The following is a 15,417-nucleotide window of genomic DNA, read 5'->3' as shown; positions in this document are numbered from 1 at the left end:
CCTGATAGACACCCGCCGCGCCATGGTCATGCGACCTCGCCGGCAGCTACCGATAAAGTAAAGAGGAACCACAGATGCTTTCTTGGGATGATGAAGTCAAGCAACCGGCCCAGGCGCCGCGCACCCCCAACCTGCAGCCGCAACTGCAACCGGCCTTCGGCCAGTCCAACGCTGCGCTGAACCCGGCACTGATGGCCGGCAACAGCGAGCAGGTCGACACCACCCGCCGCGTCAATGCTGCCGACAAGCGCATCATCAACGGCCACACCGACGTCAACCAGCTGGTGCCCTTCAAGTACAAGTGGGCCTGGGACAAGTACCTGGCCGGCTGCGCCAACCACTGGATGCCGCAAGAGATCAACATGCAGCGCGACATCGAGCTGTGGAAGAACCCGAACGGCCTGACCGAAGACGAGCGCCGTCTGGTCAAGCGCAACCTGGGCTTCTTCGTCACCGCCGACTCGCTGGCCGCCAACAACATCGTGCTGGGCACCTATCGCCACATCACCGCACCGGAGTGCCGCCAGTACCTGCTGCGCCAGGCTTTTGAAGAAGCGATCCACACCCACGCCTACCAGTACATCGTCGAATCGCTGGGCCTGGATGAAGCCGAGATCTTCAACGCGTATCACGAGGTCGCATCGATCCGCGACAAGGACGAGTTCCTGATTCCCTTCATCGATACGCTGACCGATCCCGAGTTCAAGACCGGCACGATGGAGAATGACCAGAAGCTGCTGAAGTCGCTGATCGTCTTCGCGTGCATCATGGAAGGTTTGTTCTTCTACGTGGGCTTCACGCAGATCCTGGCACTGGGTCGCCAGAACAAGATGATGGGCGCGGCCGAGCAGTATCAATACATCCTGCGTGACGAATCGATGCACTGCAACTTCGGCATCGACCTGATCAACACCGTGAAGATGGAGAACCCGCACCTGTGGACTCCGGAGTTCCGCGACGAAATCAAATCGTTGTTTTTACGCGCGGTGGAGTTGGAATATCGTTACGCAGAGGATACAATGCCGCGAGGCGTGCTCGGGTTGAACGCTACCATGTTCAAGGGCTACCTGCGATTCATCGCAAACCGCCGCGCACAGCAAATCGGATTGGACCCGCTGTTCGCACAAGAAGAAAATCCGTTCCCGTGGATGAGCGAGATGATCGACTTGAAGAAGGAGCGCAACTTCTTTGAGACCCGTGTCATCGAATACCAAACCGGGGGCGCACTGAGTTGGGAATGATGTGCAGTCTTGAAGTTCTCTTCATCGAGACATGATGCACAACAGGAGCCGGGTAGCTTGCAAGATGCCCGGCTGCTGAAACGGAAAAGGCCTACGCCAAATTAATGAACAGTCAGAGACCGAATCAATCTTCTCTGTTATCGCCGCTTAACCCCATCTTGTCGGGTCAGGCGGCTTTTCCTTTGAAAAACACCAAGGTTTTTCAGGAACGCGATTCCGACGCTAGCGTTTGAACACGCTGGCGTTTTTTTTGGTGTCGCGCCTGCTCCCGTAGTCGCATCTTCCTGCGCCATTGCGCGGGCACTACCGGAGGGGCGTCGCCAAGATAGCTGAAGCGCTGCATAGGTGAGGGGATGCAGCAGTTCAGCTGGTGCCGAATTCATTAGCGCAAGCCACAGGCGGCTTGTGCCGATGAATAGCTCGCCCGCGTCATCGCGATGTCGCGTGCGGGTTGCTTATATCAAGCTTGATTTTTTCCATTCACGTGAAGAAGGAGAAACAAAATGGCAACAGCAGCAAAGAAGACCGCGGCGAAGAAGCCGGCGGCAAAGAAGGCGGCAGCCGCCAAGGAAACCACCAAGAAGGTAGCAGCGCCCAAGGCCGCAGCCGCCAAGAAGACCGTGGCCAAGGTCGCCGCCAAGCCGGCAGCTGCCAAGAAGGCAGCCGCTCCGAAGGCAGCAGCGAAGAAGGTTGCAGCCCCGAAGGCAGCAGCAAAGAAGACCGCAGCTCCGAAGGCAGCCGCAGCGAAGAAGGTTGCAGCCCCGAAGGCAGCAGCCAAGAAGACCGCAGCTCCGAAGGCAGCCGCAGCGAAGAAGGTTGCAGCTCCGAAGGCAGCAGCCAAGAAGACCGCAGCTCCGAAGGCAGCCGCAGCGAAGAAGGTTGCAGCCCCGAAGGCAGCAGCGAAGAAGGTCGCAGCTCCGAAGGCAGCCGCCAAGAAGGCAGCAGCTCCGAAGGCAGCCGCAGCGAAGAAGGTTGCAGCTCCGAAGGCAGCAGCCAAGAAGGTTGCAGCTCCGAAGGCCGCCGCCAAGAAGGCAGCAGCTCCGAAGGCAGCCGCAGCGAAGAAGGTTGCAGCTCCGAAGGCAGCCGCCAAGAAGGTTGCAGCTCCGAAGGCAGCCGCCAAGAAGGCAGCAGCTCCGAAGGCCGCCGCTCCCAAGGCCGCAGCAGCCAAGAAGGTTGCAGCGCCGAAGGCAGCTGCTCCCAAGGCCGCCGCCAAGAAGGTAGCCGCTCCGAAGGCCGCAGCGCCCAAGGCAGCTGCAGCACCGAAGGCAGCCGCCAAGAAGGCCGCCGCTCCGAAGAAGGCAGCCGCCAAGCCGGCAGCCGCCGCAGCAGCACCGGCCGCCAAGACCGTGCTGAACCCGGCCGCTGCATGGCCGTTCCCGACCGGCGCTGGCCGTCCGTAAGATCGGCGTGCGTCTAGTCTGATCCCCTCAGACTGAAGGCCGCTGTATGGCATTGCGCCATGCAGCGGTTTTTTTATGCCTGCCGGAAGGGCTTCCCGCGCCGGTGCCACCGCCCCCGACGATGATGAAGGGCTGCATCTCTGCTCTGGCATTCCGGCACAATGGCACAATATATGAAAGCTCAGGTATGCTCGCACGCGGCGCTAACGCTTGCCTGCGCGACCACCTCGCCGCGGGCAGCACGCAGCAGTCAGCGATTGCGCAGCGACCGCTTGCCCACTAGTATGTGCCCTGCCTCTCACTGATGGAGATCCCTGTGCTGCATAGTATTTTCACGATGATCGTCAACGCCGTCGCCAGCATTCTGGCCGGTGTCCTGCTGCTGCGCTTCTGGATGCAGGTAGTGCGCGTACGTCCGCCGCAATCGGTGGGGCAATTCGTCTACCAGCTCTCGGACTGGCTGGGGCTGCCGCTGCGCCGGGGGATGCCGGGCGGCCGCCATGACTGGGCCAGCCTGCTGGGGGCCTTCCTCATCGTGCTGCTGTCCATCATCGCCATCCTGGGTTTTCAGAGCGGTTTCGACTTCAAGCTCATCTTCCTGGTGGCACTCGAGCGCTTCTTTGAATGGATCTGCTACGGCTTCATGGCCACGCTGATCATCGAGGCCGTCTTCAGCTGGGTCAATCCGCACGCACCGCTGGCCCCCTTCGTGCGGGCCCTGAACGATCCGCTGCTGCGTCCGCTGCGCAAGATCATCCCGCCCCTGGGCGGTGTGGACCTGTCGCCGCTGGTCCTGCTGATCCTGCTGCAGATCGCGGTGCGCGTGGTCAGTGGCCTGCTCTTCGGCGGATTCTGACCAGACCGCCGGGTTTGCCTCCACGTGAAAAGAGCCGGACATCCGGCTCTTTTTTCATCTGCACGCGGCAACAACGCGATCAGCGCTTCTGCTTTGCCGACCACTGCTCCAGCGCCTGCATGGTGTTCTCCACATGCTTTTCCGGATTCATGTCGGTGTACTCGTAGAGGATCGCATGGTCCGGCGTGATGACGTAGGAGGTGCGGCTGGCATAGCCGGTGACCTTCATGAACTGCGCGTCATAGGCCTTCATGATCTTCTTGTCGACATCGGCCGCCACTGCGAACTTGCTGCGACATTCGCTGACCGAGAACTTGTTGAGGGTCTCGATGTTGTCGCCCGACACGCCGATGACGGTGGCCCCCAGCGCCTTGTAGCGATCCACGGCTTCCGCAAACAGGTGCGCTTCGATGGTGCAGCCGGAGGTGAAGGCGGCCGGATAGAAGTACAGCACCACCGGACCTTTCTTCAGCGCTTCCGACAGCGAGAAGGTCGACACCTGTCCGCCCAGCGAACTCGGCGCGGAGAACTCGGGGGCCTTGTCGCCCGGCTTGAGAGCGGCCAGTGCGCCCTGCGAACACAGCACCGCCCCCAGCAGGAGCGAGGCACCACACCAGCGGCGCAGGCGCGCGGCCGCATCGGCCGTGAGGGAAAACGAGGAAGGGTTCAGCATGGCGTATCTCCTTGATGATGCGGGGAGCCGGCATCGCGCATGAGCCGCTGCGCGTCACCGGCAGGGAAGCCCATCAGCCGAAGCGATAGCCGAAGGCCTTGTGGAAGCGCTCTTCGATCTCCGCCTTGGACGGCGCATGGTTCTGCGGACCTTGCGAAGCGATCTTGATGGAACCCATCAGGCTGGCCAGGCGGCCGGTGGTTTCCCAGTCATAGCCTTCGGTCAGGCCGAACAGCATGCCGGCGCGGAAGGCATCGCCGCAGCCGGTCGGATCGGCGATCTTGTCGGCCTTCACGCAGGGGATGGCGTGGTGCTTGCCGTCCACGAAGATGTCGGCACCCAGTTCGCCGCGCGTGACCACCAGGGCCGTGACGCGCTCAGCAATCTGCGCCAGCGACAGCCCGGTGCGCGCCGTCAGCAGTTCGGCTTCGTAGTCATTGACCGCGACATAGGTCGCCAGGTCGATGAAGTTCTTGAGGTCATTGCCATCGAACATCGGCATGCCCTGGCCCGGATCGAAGATCAGCGGGATCTTCAGTTCAGCCGCCTGCTGCGCGTGCTGCAGCATGCCGTCACGGCCATCGGGCGCGACGATGGCGAACTTGACCGCACCGGCGTCAGCGACCTTGTTTTCGTGCGACCAGGTCATGGCACCCGGGTGGAAGGCGGTGATCTGGTTGCTGTCGGCGTCGGTGGTGATGAAGCACTGCGCGGTGAAGGAGGATTCGATCTGGCGCACGCATCGGGTCGAGATGTCCAGGGCGGCAAAACGCTCCATGTAGGGTGCGCTGTCCAGGCCGACGGTGGCCATCACGATCGGTTCGCCACCCAGCAGCTTGAGGTTGTAGGCGATGTTGCCGGCACAGCCGCCGAACTCGCGGCGCATGGTGGGCACCAGGAAGGAGACGTTGACCTTGTGCAACTGGTCAGCCAGCAGGGCTTCAGCGAAACGGCCCTCGTATTGCATGATGTTGTCGTAAGCGAGGGAACCGCAGATCAGGGAGCTCATGGCGTGGTCGGGACAAGTGAGTGAATGATGCCGCATTGTAGAAGAAAAGCGGCGTGCAGTCCGAACCTGACGCAAGTCGTTTCGAGTTCAGGCCGGGCAGTGATGATCGGTGACGATCAGCCGGGATGAGTCCGGGTCAGGGATAGAAGAGATAGATGCGATAACCCGAGACCAGCGCATCCTTGAGCTCGAAGTTGAGCTTGATCTGCTGCTCGCTCTCGGGCCCGATGCCACGGTCGACCTGCGCCGGGTCGGCCAGGTAATCGCGCGGGCGGAAGACGCGCCGCACCACCGCCTTCTCGTCGTCATTGTTGAGCGTAAGTTCAATATGCGGCCAGGCCTGGGCGCTGGTGCCGCGATTGCGCATCACCAGCGAGAGCGCATACACGTTCTGGTTGGGTGGCACCACCTGCAGTTCGTTGGATTCCAGCGAGAGGCGCTCGATCTCGGTGGGCAGTCCCACGGTGCAATGGAAAGCCACGCACATGCCGTTGAGCATGGGACGCAGCTGCGGCACGGAGGCGGCCAGCGGATTGCGCCAGTAGTAAAGCGATTGCAGCAGCAGTACCGGCACCATCACGCCGGCCAGCACCATCATCACCATCTTCATGGCCTGGCTGATGCGAGCGCGGCGCTCGGCACGCTTGACGAAGCCGGGTTCGTCGGCGGGCTCGTCGTCTTCCGCTTCCGCTTCTTGTGCGTCGGATTTTTCGCCATCGCCGGGGACGCCGTCCTTGGCATCGGCCACATCATGCAACACCGGCTCATCGTCGATACGGAAGACGGCGGCCACCTCGGGCGGCGCGGCAATCTCGTCGGACTCGGCCGAGGAGCGGCGCAGCAGCGCACCGCTGTCGGGGCCGTCCTCCTCCGGGAGCGTCGGGCCGCTGGCTTCGTCCTCGGGACTTGTCTTGTCCACAGGCACAGCGGGTTTGAAGCTCGCACCAAGATCCGGAAGGTAGCCCGGACTGGTCGGCGAGCGGAACACCTTGGGCTCGGCAATGACCGGGATGGCGGCAGGCAAGGGAGCCGACGCAGCAGCCTGGACGGGCGCGGCTGTCGACATTGGCTGCGGCGCAGGAACGTTCACCTCGGGGACGGGCGTTTGAGCAGGGGGAACGAAGGGAGGCTGTTGCGCGGTCAGCGGCGCGCCAGTTCGTTCATAGGGGCTGTTAGCCGGGGGCGTCGGGACGGAGGAGGACGAAGGTGCCGGCGCAAACACCGGTGTCGCCATCCCGGCCTGGGCTTTGCTGCCTGGTGCCGGCTGGTAGTGGCCGTCGGCCACGCTGGCCTCGACCAGGTATTCGTTACCGTTGAAGACCTGGCGGCAATTGCCGCAGCGGACCAGTCCGCCGCGCAGTTTGAGCTGGTCGCTGGCGACCCTGAAGATGGTCAGGCAGTGCGGACACTGGGTCGCCAACGCCACGGATTACTCCGGCAGGCGGCCTGCCAGGGCCACCCAGCCTTCATGTTCGGCCCAGACGGTCAGGGCGATCCAGGGCGCGTAGGCGTTGATGACTTCCTGCGCCTGGCGATCCAGCACGCCCGAGAGCACCAGCGCACCGCCGGCGCGCACGCGGCCGGCCAGCATGGGGGCCATCAGCTGCAGGGGGCCGGCCAGGATGTTGGCCACCACCACGTCGAAGCGCTCACCTTCCGGGTGGGCTGCAGCGAAGGGTTCCGGCAGGTAGTAAGTCGCGCTGCAGTGGTTGCGTTCGGTATTGTGCTTGGCTGACTCCAGCGCCTGCGGATCGATGTCCACCCCGATCACCTGCGGCACGCCGATCTTGGCGGCCACCAGGGCCAGGATCCCCGAGCCGCAGCCGTAGTCCAGCAGGGTCTGTGCCTGGGTGGCATTGGCTTCCAGCCATTCCATGCACAGCCGGGTGGTCGGATGGCTGCCGGTGCCGAAGGCCAGGCCCGGGTCCAGTTCCAGCACCAGGGCGTCCGGATCGGACGGTGCCTCGTGCCAGCTGGGTACCACCCAGATACGCTGGCCGATATGGATGGGCTCGAACTGGGATTGCGTCAGGCGCACCCAGTCCTGCTCTTCCACGTTGCGCGTGGCAAAGGGCAGGGCATAGTCCAGGCCGATGGCCTTGGCCGCATCCATCACGATGGTGGCGTGGTCGGCATCCTTGCCGGCCAGCGCCACCACACGGCTGCGGTCCCAGGCGGCTTCTTCCGGCTCCATGCCGGGTTCGCCGAAGAGCGGACGCTCGGCGTCCGTCCCTTCATCGGCATCTTCCACCGACACCGAGAGGGCGCCAGAGTCCATCAGGGCGTCGGACAATGCCTCCGCCTGTTCGCGCGCCACTTCGATGACGATTTCTACCCAAGCCATGCTTGCCTGCCTTTGCTGTCGTTACTGTTGTTGCTTCTATTGCTTCGGTTGCTGCTGAACTGCGATTTACTTCTTGATGGACTTGTCCGCTTCCGGCGCCGTCGGGCGTTCCGACAACTTATGTTCCAGATAATGGATATTGGTTCCGCCTTCGAAGAAACGCGCATCCACCATCAGCTCGCGGTGCAGCGGGATATTGGTCGAAATGCCTTCCACCACCATCTCCGACAGCGCGATCTGCATGCGGCGGATGGCCTGTTCCCGGGTCGCACCGTAGGCAATCACTTTGCCGACCATGGAATCATAGTTGGGCGGCACGAAATAACCCGAGTAGGCATGCGAATCAACGCGGATGCCAGGACCACCCGGCACGTGCCACGCCGTGATACGGCCCGGCGAGGGGATGAACTTGAACGGATCTTCGGCGTTGATGCGGCACTCGATGGCGTGACCCTTCAGTTCGATGTCGCGCTGGCGGTAACGCAGCTTTTCGCCGGCGGCGATGCGGATCTGTTCCTGCACGATGTCCACACCGGTAATCATTTCGGTCACCGGGTGTTCCACCTGCACGCGGGTGTTCATCTCGATGAAGTAGAACTCTTCATTTTCGTACAGGAACTCGAAGGTACCGGCGCCACGATAGTTCATCTTGCGGCAGGCTTCGGCACAGCGTTCGCCGATCTTCTCGATGATCTTGCGCGGGATGCCCGGTGCTGGCGCTTCCTCGATCACCTTCTGGTGGCGGCGCTGCATGGAGCAGTCGCGCTCGCCCAGCCAGACGGCTTGCTTGTGCTCGTCGGCCAGGATCTGGATTTCCACGTGGCGCGGATTTTCCAGATACTTCTCCATATAGACTTCCGGATTGCCGAAGGCGGCACCGGCTTCGGTCTTGGTCATGGTCACGGCATTGATCAGCGCGGCTTCGGTATGCACCACGCGCATGCCACGGCCACCACCGCCGCCGGCCGCCTTGATGATGACCGGATAGCCGATCTTGCGGGCGATCTGGACGATTTCCTTGGGATTGTCCGGCAACGCGCCTTCCGAACCCGGCACGCAGGGCACGCCGGCGCGGATCATGGCCTGCTTGGCCGAGACCTTGTCACCCATCATGCGGATGTTTTCCGCGCGCGGGCCGATGAAGACGAAGCCGGACTGTTCCACGCGCTCGGCGAAATCGGCATTTTCCGAGAGGAAGCCGTAGCCGGGGTGGATCGCCTGGGCGTCCGTCACTTCAGCGGCGCTGATGATGGCCGGCATGTTCAGGTAGGACAGGGCCGACGGGGCCGGGCCAATGCAGACCGACTCATCGGCCAGCTTCACGTACTTGGCCTCGCGGTCGGCCTCGGAGTGCACGACCACGGTCTTGATACCCAGTTCGCGGCAGGCGCGCTGGATACGCAGGGCAATTTCGCCACGGTTGGCGATGAGGATTTTTTCAAACATAACAGGAATGAGGCGTCGCCAGGTTCAAGCGTTATAGGTTCCGGAGCCGGGCCGCGGCAGCCGGCATGTGCCGCGCGGCGGCCGTTGCTGCCAGGCCAGGGACTGCTGCGGCGGGAATCAGCCCAGCACGAACAGCGGTTGGCCGAACTCGACGGCCTGGCCGTTTTCCACCAGGATCTGCTTGACCACGCCACCCTTGTCGGCGTCGATTTCGTTGAGCAGCTTCATGGCTTCGATGATGCACAGGGTATCGCCTTCCTTGACTTCCTTGCCCACTTCGACGAAGGCCGGTGCGCCCGGTGCCGAGGAGCGGTAGAAGGTACCGACCATGGGCGACTTGACGATGTAGCCTTCCGGCACGGCCGGCGCCGCCGGTGCGGCAGCGGGAGCAGCAGCAACCGGAGCGGCCGCGGCCACGGGGGCGGGGGCGTAGGCTTGCTGTTGGGGCACCATCACGACCTGGTTCTGGGCATTCGGGGACGACTTGACGATGCGGACCTTGCTTTCGCCTTCGGTGACTTCCAGCTCTTCGATGGCCGATTCAGCAACCAGGTCGATCAGCGTCTTGAGTTTTCGTAAATCCATTTGAATCCCTCGGAATGTAGATGAGTAGTGTTAAACGAAACGCCGGCGCTCTGTGGCGCCCGGCGGGTTCAGTCTGGGTCTTGCAGTACGTGAAGCGATCCGTTCGAAGCGGCGTGTCCGCCCTCAGGATTGACGCAGCCAGAAATCAACGGCCATACGATAGCCATCGACCCCGAAGCCGCACAGGACTGCCCGGGCGATGCCGGACAGATAGGAAAAATGCCGGAACTCCTCGCGCTGGTGCACATTGGAGATATGCAATTCCACGAAGGGAATCGCCACCCCGGCCAGCGCATCGCGCAGGGCCACGCTGGTATGGGTCAATCCACCCGGGTTGATGATGATGCCATCGACCCCCTCCAGGCGCGCCTGGTGGATGCGGTCGATCAGCGCACCTTCGTGGTTGCTCTGAAAGGTGGCCAGGGTCGCGCCGGCGGCGCGGGCCTGTTCTTGTGCACGCTGTTCGATATCGGCCAGCGTGGTGGATCCGTAGACTTCCGGCTCCCGGGTTCCGAGCAGATTGAGGTTCGGACCATTGAGCAGGAGAAGCTGTTTTGCCATGGAGATTAAGCTCCGTTTGACGACGATGCGCGCATTTTGCCGTCAAATGCCATCATTTGGCAAGAAAAACTTTCTTTTCACGGATTTGCGTTTGCGGGCCGCCGAGGTGGCCCTGCAAGTGACTCTGCGATTCAGAGCTGTGACAGGTCGGCGCGCAGTTCATCGAACTTGATGCGGCCCAGGTAGACCTTCTTGACGTTGCCGTCCTTGCCCACCAGAGCGGTGAACGGAAGACCGCCCGCCTGATTGCCGAATTGCCGCAGCAAATCGGTGGCGCCGGTTCCGGCAACGAAGAGAGGATAGCGGATTTGGTACTTTTGCGCAAACTTGGCGATATTTTCCTGACTATCGACGCCAATTCCCAGTATTTGCACCGGCGCGATCTCCTGCTGCAAGGCCGTCAGCTCGGGCATTTCTTCCACGCAGGGGCCGCACCAGGTGGCCCAGAAGTTCACGACCAGGGGTTTGCCCTTGTATTGCGCCAGCGATTGGGTCTGGCCGCTGGCATCCGGCATCGATTGCGACAGCAGCTTGTTGAGCGCCTGGGTCTCGGGCGAGGCGGGCGGGTTGGCGCGATGGCTGGCATAGATGCCAACGCCCACGCAAACGACCGCAACCACGGCCAACAAGATCACATTTTTCAGCTTCGTCATGAATCAGTCCTCGGAGGGGGCATCGATGAGCGCCGCCAGCGCCGCCGCATCGCCGCGATCAGGGCGTTTGCCAGGGGCGGCACGCAGGCTGCCGCGCAGGTCGTCTTCGTCATACAGGGCCAGATGGGCCAGTTCGGGGTCGGCACCGCGCTGGGGCAGCAGGAAGCTCAGGGTTTCCACCGCGTGGCCGGTGCGGAAGTGGCTGGTCTCCCCGACCTCGAAATTCACATTCTTGTTCAGAAGGAAAATCTCGACATCCTTGGCGCTGGGCGAGAACAGCTGCAGGTGGATGTCCGAATGTTCACCTGCCGTGCCATTCCACACCGCGCCGGTAATATAAGGATTGAACTGCTGCAGGTCCTGCATCAGCTGCAGGGCCACCTGGCGCAGGTGCAACAGGCGCGCCGGCTGGGTATCGGCAAAGAAGAGTTCGTTGTAGATGCGGACTTCTTCTTCGATCTGCTCGTTATCCGGCATGATCTCGCCGCGCACCTTCTGGTTGCCCAGGATCTGTTTGGCCGCCTTGCGTTTGGCGCTGCCGTAGTCGGCGCCATCTTCGGCGATCATGCGCGCGGCGGCGGCGGCGATTTCGGCGCGCAGCTGCTCGGTGGGGGAGGTGAATTCAAATTCAGACATGGGCGACATCATACTCGTTAGCAGGTGCAGCCGCCGGCTCAGGTAAAATCGCGGGATTACACCCCTAGATTCGCTATGCATATACACATCCTCGGCATCTGCGGCACCTTCATGGGCGGCCTGGCCGTGCTGGCCAAAGAGGCTGGCCATACCGTGACCGGCTGCGACGCCAACGTCTATCCCCCCATGAGCACCCAGCTGGAAGCCCAGGGCATCACCCTGACCCAAGGTTTCGAGCCGTCGCAGGTGGAGATCAAGCCGGACCTGTTCGTCATCGGCAACGTGGTCTCGCGCGGCAACCCGCTGATGGAGGAGATCCTCAACCGCGGCCTGCCCTATGTCTCCGGCCCGCAATGGATGGGCGAGAACATCCTGCAGGACAAGTGGGTCCTGTCGGTGGCCGGCACGCATGGCAAGACCACCACCTCGGCCATGCTGGCCTGGGTGCTGGAACACGCGGGCTACCAGCCGGGCTTCCTGATCGGCGGGGTGCCGATGAACTTCGGCATCTCGGCGCGCCTGGGCAGTGATGGCCAGGGGGGACCGTCGCCCTTCTTCGTCATCGAGGCCGACGAGTACGACACCGCCTTCTTCGACAAGCGCAGCAAGTTCGTGCACTACCGCAGCCGTACCGCCGTGCTGAACAATCTTGAGTACGATCACGCCGACATCTTCCCCGATCTGGCCGCCATCGAGACGCAATTCCACCATCTGGTGCGCACCGTGCCCGGGATCGGCCGGGTCATCGTCAATGGCCGTGAAGCCGCATTGCAACGCGTGCTGGCGCGTGGCTGCTGGAGCGAACGTGAAGACTTTGGCGTAGCCGCCGGCCAGCCCGGCTGGTCGCTGCAGACCCATGAGGATGGCCGTTTCGAGGTCTTCTTTGAAGGCCAGTCGCAAGGTACGGTGGAGTGGTCGCTGACCGGTGAACATAACCGCATGAACGCCCTGGCCGCGATTGCCGCTGCCCGCCACGTAGGCGTGCCGGCGGCCCAGGCCATCGAGGCATTGGGGGCTTTCCAGAGCGTGAAGCGGCGCATGGAGCTGCGCGGCAGCGCCAATGGCGTGGCCGTCTATGACGATTTCGCCCATCACCCGACCGCCATTGCCACTACCGTTGCCGGCCTGCGCAAGAAGGTCGGAGCGGCTCGCATCCTGGCGGTGCTGGAGCCGCGTTCCAACACCATGAAGCTGGGAACGATGAAGCAAGCCCTGCCGGGCAGCCTCACCGAAGCGGACCTGGTCTTCGGTTTCGGCGCCCGGTCCGGGCGTGATGCATTGGGCTGGGACCTGGCCGAGGCGCTGGCCCCGCTGGGTCAGAAAGCCGCTGCCTTCCACGACCTCGACGCGTTGGTACAAGCCGTCAAGGCCGCCGCGCAGCCGGGCGACCATGTGCTGGTGATGAGCAATGGCGGCTTCGGCGGCGTACACCAGAAGCTGCTGGACGCGCTGGCATGATCCTGTACCTGCACGGCTTTCGTTCCTCGCCGCAGTCCTTCAAGGCGCGTGTGATGGGACAGCGCATGGCCGCCCTCGGCCTGCAGGACCAGTACGTCTGCCCGCAACTGCCGGCCTCGCCGGCCGGGGCCATCGCCCTGGCCGGTGCGCTGGTGGCAGGGGTGGACCCGGCGCAGCTGACCGTGGTCGGCTCGTCGCTGGGCGGCTACTACGCCACCTGGCTGGCCGAACACACCGGCTGCCGGGCGGTGCTGGTCAACCCGGCGGTCAAGCCGCCGCGCGACCTGGAATCCTATGTCGGCGTGACCACGCAGTATCACTCCGACGAACCCTTTGAATTCAAGCGCGAGTACATCGCCGAGCTGCTGGCCCTGTCGGTGCCGGCGATTACGCGCCCAGAACGCTATTTCCTGCTCGCGGCCACCGGTGACGAAGTGCTGGACTGGCGCGAGATGGTGGCCCATTACCCCGGCGCGCGCCAGACCGTCATCGAGGGCAGCGACCATGGCATGGCCGAGTTTGCCGACCATCTGGACGAGGTGCTGGCCTTCTGCGGCGTGGACCTGCCCGGCAAGGCGGTGCGCTGATGCCCCATGCCGTCCGCAAGGCGCGCTGGATGGCGCATCCGCAGGCATTGGCGGCGCTGCTGGCGGCCGATGGCGACCTGATGCGGCGCACCCGCGCCTGGCTGGCCGACCCCGGGTCCATGACCCTGAAATTGAAGAAACGGACCGAAAGCTTCAGCGTGCGCCTGCTGCGCCAGCGCCCGGGCCGCATCCTGGCCGATGAGCATGAAGCTTTGTGCATATCGCCCCGTAGCCGGGTAGTGGAGCGCGATGTCATCCTGCTGGGCGACGGGCAGCCGGTGGTGTTTGGCCATACGGTGCTGTCGACCAGCTCGGTCAAGTCCGACTGGCCCTTTTTCAGCAAGCTTGGCAGCACGCCCCTGGGGGCCAACTTGTTCTTTGATCCGCTGGTCGGGCGCAGCCCCATCCAGTATGCTCGGCTGTCCGCCGGCCACCCGCTGATGCGCCGCATCGCGCAGGCCTTGCCCGAGTCCGAATTGCCGACCAGTTTGCTGGCGCGCCGCTCCCTGTTTACCCGGCGCGGCGGCGTGCTGATGGTCACCGATGTTTTCCTGCCGGCACTGGAGGCGCTGATGCGTCCGCTGCCGGCCCACGTACCGATTGAAAAGCGATAGAAGCAGATGAATTTATTGTTCGAAGAATCCGGCGATTTCAAGGCCGGCTCCATCATGACCCAGCAGGGCGAGTCCTATCAGGTCGAGATGGCCTCCGGCAAGCGCGCCAAGGTCAAGTCGCGCGATGCGCTGCTGCAATTCGCTGCCCCCGCGCCGCAGGAGCTGATGCAACAGGCCCAGGCCATCGCTGATGAAGTCGACCTGGATTTCCTGTGGGAAGTGGCCGGCGAAGAAGAATTCGGTTTCACCGACCTGGCCGCCGAGTATTTCGGGCATGCCCCGCTGCCGCCGGAAGCGGCCGGCCTGCTGCTGTGCCTGCATCGCGCACCGATCTATTTCTACAAGAAGGGCCGTGGCCGCTACAAGGCGGCACCGCAAGCCTCGCTGCAGGCGGCCCTGGCCGGGCTGGAAAAGAAGAAGCAGCAACTGGCCGCACAGGCCGTGTATGTGGAAGAACTCAAGGCCCACAAACTGCCGGAAGCCTTCCGCCCCATCGCCCTTCAACTGCTCTTCAAGCCGGACAAGAACGGCATCGAATTCAAGGCCCTGGACGCCGCCGCCAAGGAAATGCAGACCACCCCGCAGCGCCTGATGCTGGCTGCCGGTGGCGTGGCCTCGCCCAAGGATCTGCATTACGCGCGTTTCCTCCACGAATTCTTCCCGCGCGGCACCGGTTTCCCGGCCATCGATATCCCGCCGGCGGCTACCGACCTGCCGCTGGCCGATGTCCAGGCTTTCTCCATCGATGACGTGACCACCACCGAGATCGATGATGCTCTGTCGGTCACGCGCCTGCCCGACGGCAAGCTGCGCGTGGGCATCCACATCGCCGCACCAGGCCTGGCCATCAAGCGTGGCGATGCGATCGATGCGATTGCGCGTGCGCGCATGTCCACCGTCTACATGCCGGGCGAAAAGATCACCATGCTGCCCGACGACCTGGTGGCCACTTATACGCTGGATGCCGGCGCTGCGCGTCCTGCGCTGTCGCTGTATGCCACGCTGGATGCGGCCAACTGGGAAGTGCTGGGCACCGAGACCCGCGCCGAGCTGGTGCCGATCGCCGCCAACCTGCGCCACAACGACCTCGACGAGCTGGTCACCGAGGAAGCGCTGGCCGAGAATCGCGGCGAGTATCCGCACAAGGAAGAGATCGCGCTCCTGTGGCAGTGGGTGCAATTGCTGGAACAGGGCCGCATGGCCAAGCGCGAGAGCTTCGGCCTGCGCCCGGAACAGAACAATCGCGTCGACTTCAACTTCTACGTCGAGAACGATGTGGTGAGCATCGTGCGCCGCCGCCGTGGCGCGCCGCTGGACAAGATCGTGGCCGAGCTGATGATCTTCGCCAACAGCA

16 protein-coding genes are annotated in these 15,417 nt (G+C 63.3%); 7 read left to right on the top strand and 9 right to left on the bottom strand.

Going from position 1 to position 15,417, the window contains the following annotated elements; translation table 11 throughout:
- The first annotated feature begins 74 nt into the window (after positions 1 to 74).
- From B3873_RS03835 to B3873_RS03825, 3 genes are all read left to right on the top strand, one after another.
- Complete coding sequence (locus tag B3873_RS03835) at positions 75 to 1,241, top strand: ribonucleotide-diphosphate reductase subunit beta (RefSeq protein WP_121042594.1); 1,167 nt, start codon at positions 75 to 77, stop codon at positions 1,239 to 1,241.
- Between the two features lie 503 nt (positions 1,242 to 1,744).
- Positions 1,745 to 2,641 carry a histone H1-like repetitive region-containing protein gene (locus tag B3873_RS03830; RefSeq protein WP_286864122.1) on the top strand — a complete coding sequence of 299 codons (897 nt, stop codon included), beginning with the start codon at positions 1,745 to 1,747 and terminating at the stop codon, positions 2,639 to 2,641.
- A 316-nt stretch (positions 2,642 to 2,957) separates the two neighbouring features.
- A complete protein-coding gene (locus B3873_RS03825) occupies positions 2,958 to 3,497 on the top strand; it encodes a YggT family protein (protein WP_286864120.1) in 540 nt (179 codons plus the stop codon).
- Between the two features lie 79 nt (positions 3,498 to 3,576).
- Here the strand turns inward: B3873_RS03825 and B3873_RS03820 are convergent, their stop codons facing one another.
- The 9 genes from B3873_RS03820 to B3873_RS03780 all read right to left on the bottom strand — a co-directional run bounded on the left by B3873_RS03820 (position 3,577) and on the right by B3873_RS03780 (position 11,413).
- A complete protein-coding gene (locus tag B3873_RS03820) occupies positions 3,577 to 4,170 on the bottom strand; it encodes a peroxiredoxin (RefSeq protein WP_084320258.1) in 594 nt (197 codons plus the stop codon).
- Between the two features lie 73 nt (positions 4,171 to 4,243).
- Entirely contained in the window at positions 4,244 to 5,179 is a 936-nt protein-coding gene (locus tag B3873_RS03815) for a carbohydrate kinase family protein (RefSeq protein WP_034333773.1), read from the bottom strand.
- A 136-nt stretch (positions 5,180 to 5,315) separates the two neighbouring features.
- Positions 5,316 to 6,605, bottom strand: a complete 1,290-nt coding sequence (locus B3873_RS03810) for a DUF3426 domain-containing protein (protein ID WP_286864114.1) — start codon at positions 6,603 to 6,605, stop codon at positions 5,316 to 5,318.
- A gap of 3 nt (positions 6,606 to 6,608) precedes the next feature.
- On the bottom strand, positions 6,609 to 7,523 hold the full coding sequence (gene prmA / locus B3873_RS03805) for a 50S ribosomal protein L11 methyltransferase (protein ID WP_276837511.1): 915 nt from the start codon (positions 7,521 to 7,523) through the stop codon (positions 6,609 to 6,611).
- Positions 7,524 to 7,589: 66 nt separating this feature from the next.
- Positions 7,590 to 8,969, bottom strand: a complete 1,380-nt coding sequence (gene accC / locus B3873_RS03800) for an acetyl-CoA carboxylase biotin carboxylase subunit (RefSeq protein ID WP_039789219.1) — start codon at positions 8,967 to 8,969, stop codon at positions 7,590 to 7,592.
- Between the two features lie 117 nt (positions 8,970 to 9,086).
- Positions 9,087 to 9,554, bottom strand: coding sequence for an acetyl-CoA carboxylase biotin carboxyl carrier protein (accB, locus tag B3873_RS03795; RefSeq protein WP_286864111.1), 468 nt, complete (start codon positions 9,552 to 9,554; stop codon positions 9,087 to 9,089).
- Between the two features lie 123 nt (positions 9,555 to 9,677).
- Positions 9,678 to 10,115: a type II 3-dehydroquinate dehydratase gene (gene aroQ, locus B3873_RS03790; RefSeq protein ID WP_088756245.1), complete on the bottom strand. Its 438-nt coding sequence runs from the start codon at positions 10,113 to 10,115 to the stop codon at positions 9,678 to 9,680.
- 131 nt (positions 10,116 to 10,246) lie between these two features.
- Positions 10,247 to 10,768 (bottom strand): TlpA family protein disulfide reductase, encoded by a 522-nt coding sequence (locus tag B3873_RS03785; RefSeq protein WP_209533700.1) that lies wholly within the window; start codon positions 10,766 to 10,768, stop codon positions 10,247 to 10,249.
- Between the two features lie 3 nt (positions 10,769 to 10,771).
- The gene (locus B3873_RS03780; protein ID WP_286864110.1) at positions 10,772 to 11,413 is read right to left on the bottom strand and encodes a hypothetical protein; all 642 of its coding nucleotides are present in this window, start codon (positions 11,411 to 11,413) and stop codon (positions 10,772 to 10,774) included.
- Positions 11,414 to 11,479: 66 nt separating this feature from the next.
- Between B3873_RS03780 and mpl the strand changes: the two genes are divergently transcribed.
- The 4 genes from mpl to B3873_RS03760 form a co-directional block, all read left to right on the top strand.
- Positions 11,480 to 12,862, top strand: coding sequence for a UDP-N-acetylmuramate:L-alanyl-gamma-D-glutamyl-meso-diaminopimelate ligase (gene mpl, locus B3873_RS03775; protein ID WP_286864109.1), 1,383 nt, complete (start codon positions 11,480 to 11,482; stop codon positions 12,860 to 12,862).
- Positions 12,859 to 13,449, top strand: coding sequence for a YqiA/YcfP family alpha/beta fold hydrolase (locus B3873_RS03770; protein WP_039789228.1), 591 nt, complete (start codon positions 12,859 to 12,861; stop codon positions 13,447 to 13,449). The genes mpl and B3873_RS03770 overlap by 4 nt, the downstream gene beginning before the upstream one ends.
- A complete protein-coding gene (locus tag B3873_RS03765) occupies positions 13,449 to 14,063 on the top strand; it encodes a chorismate--pyruvate lyase family protein (RefSeq protein ID WP_209533696.1) in 615 nt (204 codons plus the stop codon). Before B3873_RS03770 ends, B3873_RS03765 begins: the two co-directional genes overlap by 1 nt.
- A gap of 6 nt (positions 14,064 to 14,069) precedes the next feature.
- Positions 14,070 to 15,417, top strand: a 1,348-nt coding sequence (locus B3873_RS03760) for a ribonuclease catalytic domain-containing protein (RefSeq protein ID WP_286864108.1), incomplete at its 3' end; no start/stop codon positions are given.

Origin of the sequence: Herbaspirillum sp. UBA812, assembly GCF_002296545.1 — a bacterium.
GTDB classification, from domain to species: Bacteria; Pseudomonadota; Gammaproteobacteria; order Burkholderiales; family Burkholderiaceae_D; genus Herbaspirillum; species Herbaspirillum huttiense.
Note: the sequence above shows the minus strand (reverse complement) of the source record. Positions and strands in the feature narration are given on the sequence as shown.

Coding starts and splice junctions, on each gene's coding strand:
- B3873_RS03835 (WP_121042594.1), top strand. CDS start 75: ATGCTTTCTTGGGATGATGAAGTCAAGCAACCGGCCCAGGCGCCGCGC.
- B3873_RS03830 (WP_286864122.1), top strand. CDS start 1,745: ATGGCAACAGCAGCAAAGAAGACCGCGGCGAAGAAGCCGGCGGCAAAG.
- B3873_RS03820 (WP_084320258.1), bottom strand. CDS start 4,170: ATGCTGAACCCTTCCTCGTTTTCCCTCACGGCCGATGCGGCCGCGCGC.
- B3873_RS03815 (WP_034333773.1), bottom strand. CDS start 5,179: ATGAGCTCCCTGATCTGCGGTTCCCTCGCTTACGACAACATCATGCAA.
- prmA (WP_276837511.1), bottom strand. CDS start 7,523: ATGGCTTGGGTAGAAATCGTCATCGAAGTGGCGCGCGAACAGGCGGAG.
- accC (WP_039789219.1), bottom strand. CDS start 8,969: ATGTTTGAAAAAATCCTCATCGCCAACCGTGGCGAAATTGCCCTGCGT.
- accB (WP_286864111.1), bottom strand. CDS start 9,554: ATGGATTTACGAAAACTCAAGACGCTGATCGACCTGGTTGCTGAATCG.
- aroQ (WP_088756245.1), bottom strand. CDS start 10,115: ATGGCAAAACAGCTTCTCCTGCTCAATGGTCCGAACCTCAATCTGCTC.
- B3873_RS03785 (WP_209533700.1), bottom strand. CDS start 10,768: ATGACGAAGCTGAAAAATGTGATCTTGTTGGCCGTGGTTGCGGTCGTT.
- B3873_RS03780 (WP_286864110.1), bottom strand. CDS start 11,413: ATGTCGCCCATGTCTGAATTTGAATTCACCTCCCCCACCGAGCAGCTG.
- mpl (WP_286864109.1), top strand. CDS start 11,480: ATGCATATACACATCCTCGGCATCTGCGGCACCTTCATGGGCGGCCTG.
- B3873_RS03770 (WP_039789228.1), top strand. CDS start 12,859: ATGATCCTGTACCTGCACGGCTTTCGTTCCTCGCCGCAGTCCTTCAAG.
- B3873_RS03765 (WP_209533696.1), top strand. CDS start 13,449: ATGCCCCATGCCGTCCGCAAGGCGCGCTGGATGGCGCATCCGCAGGCA.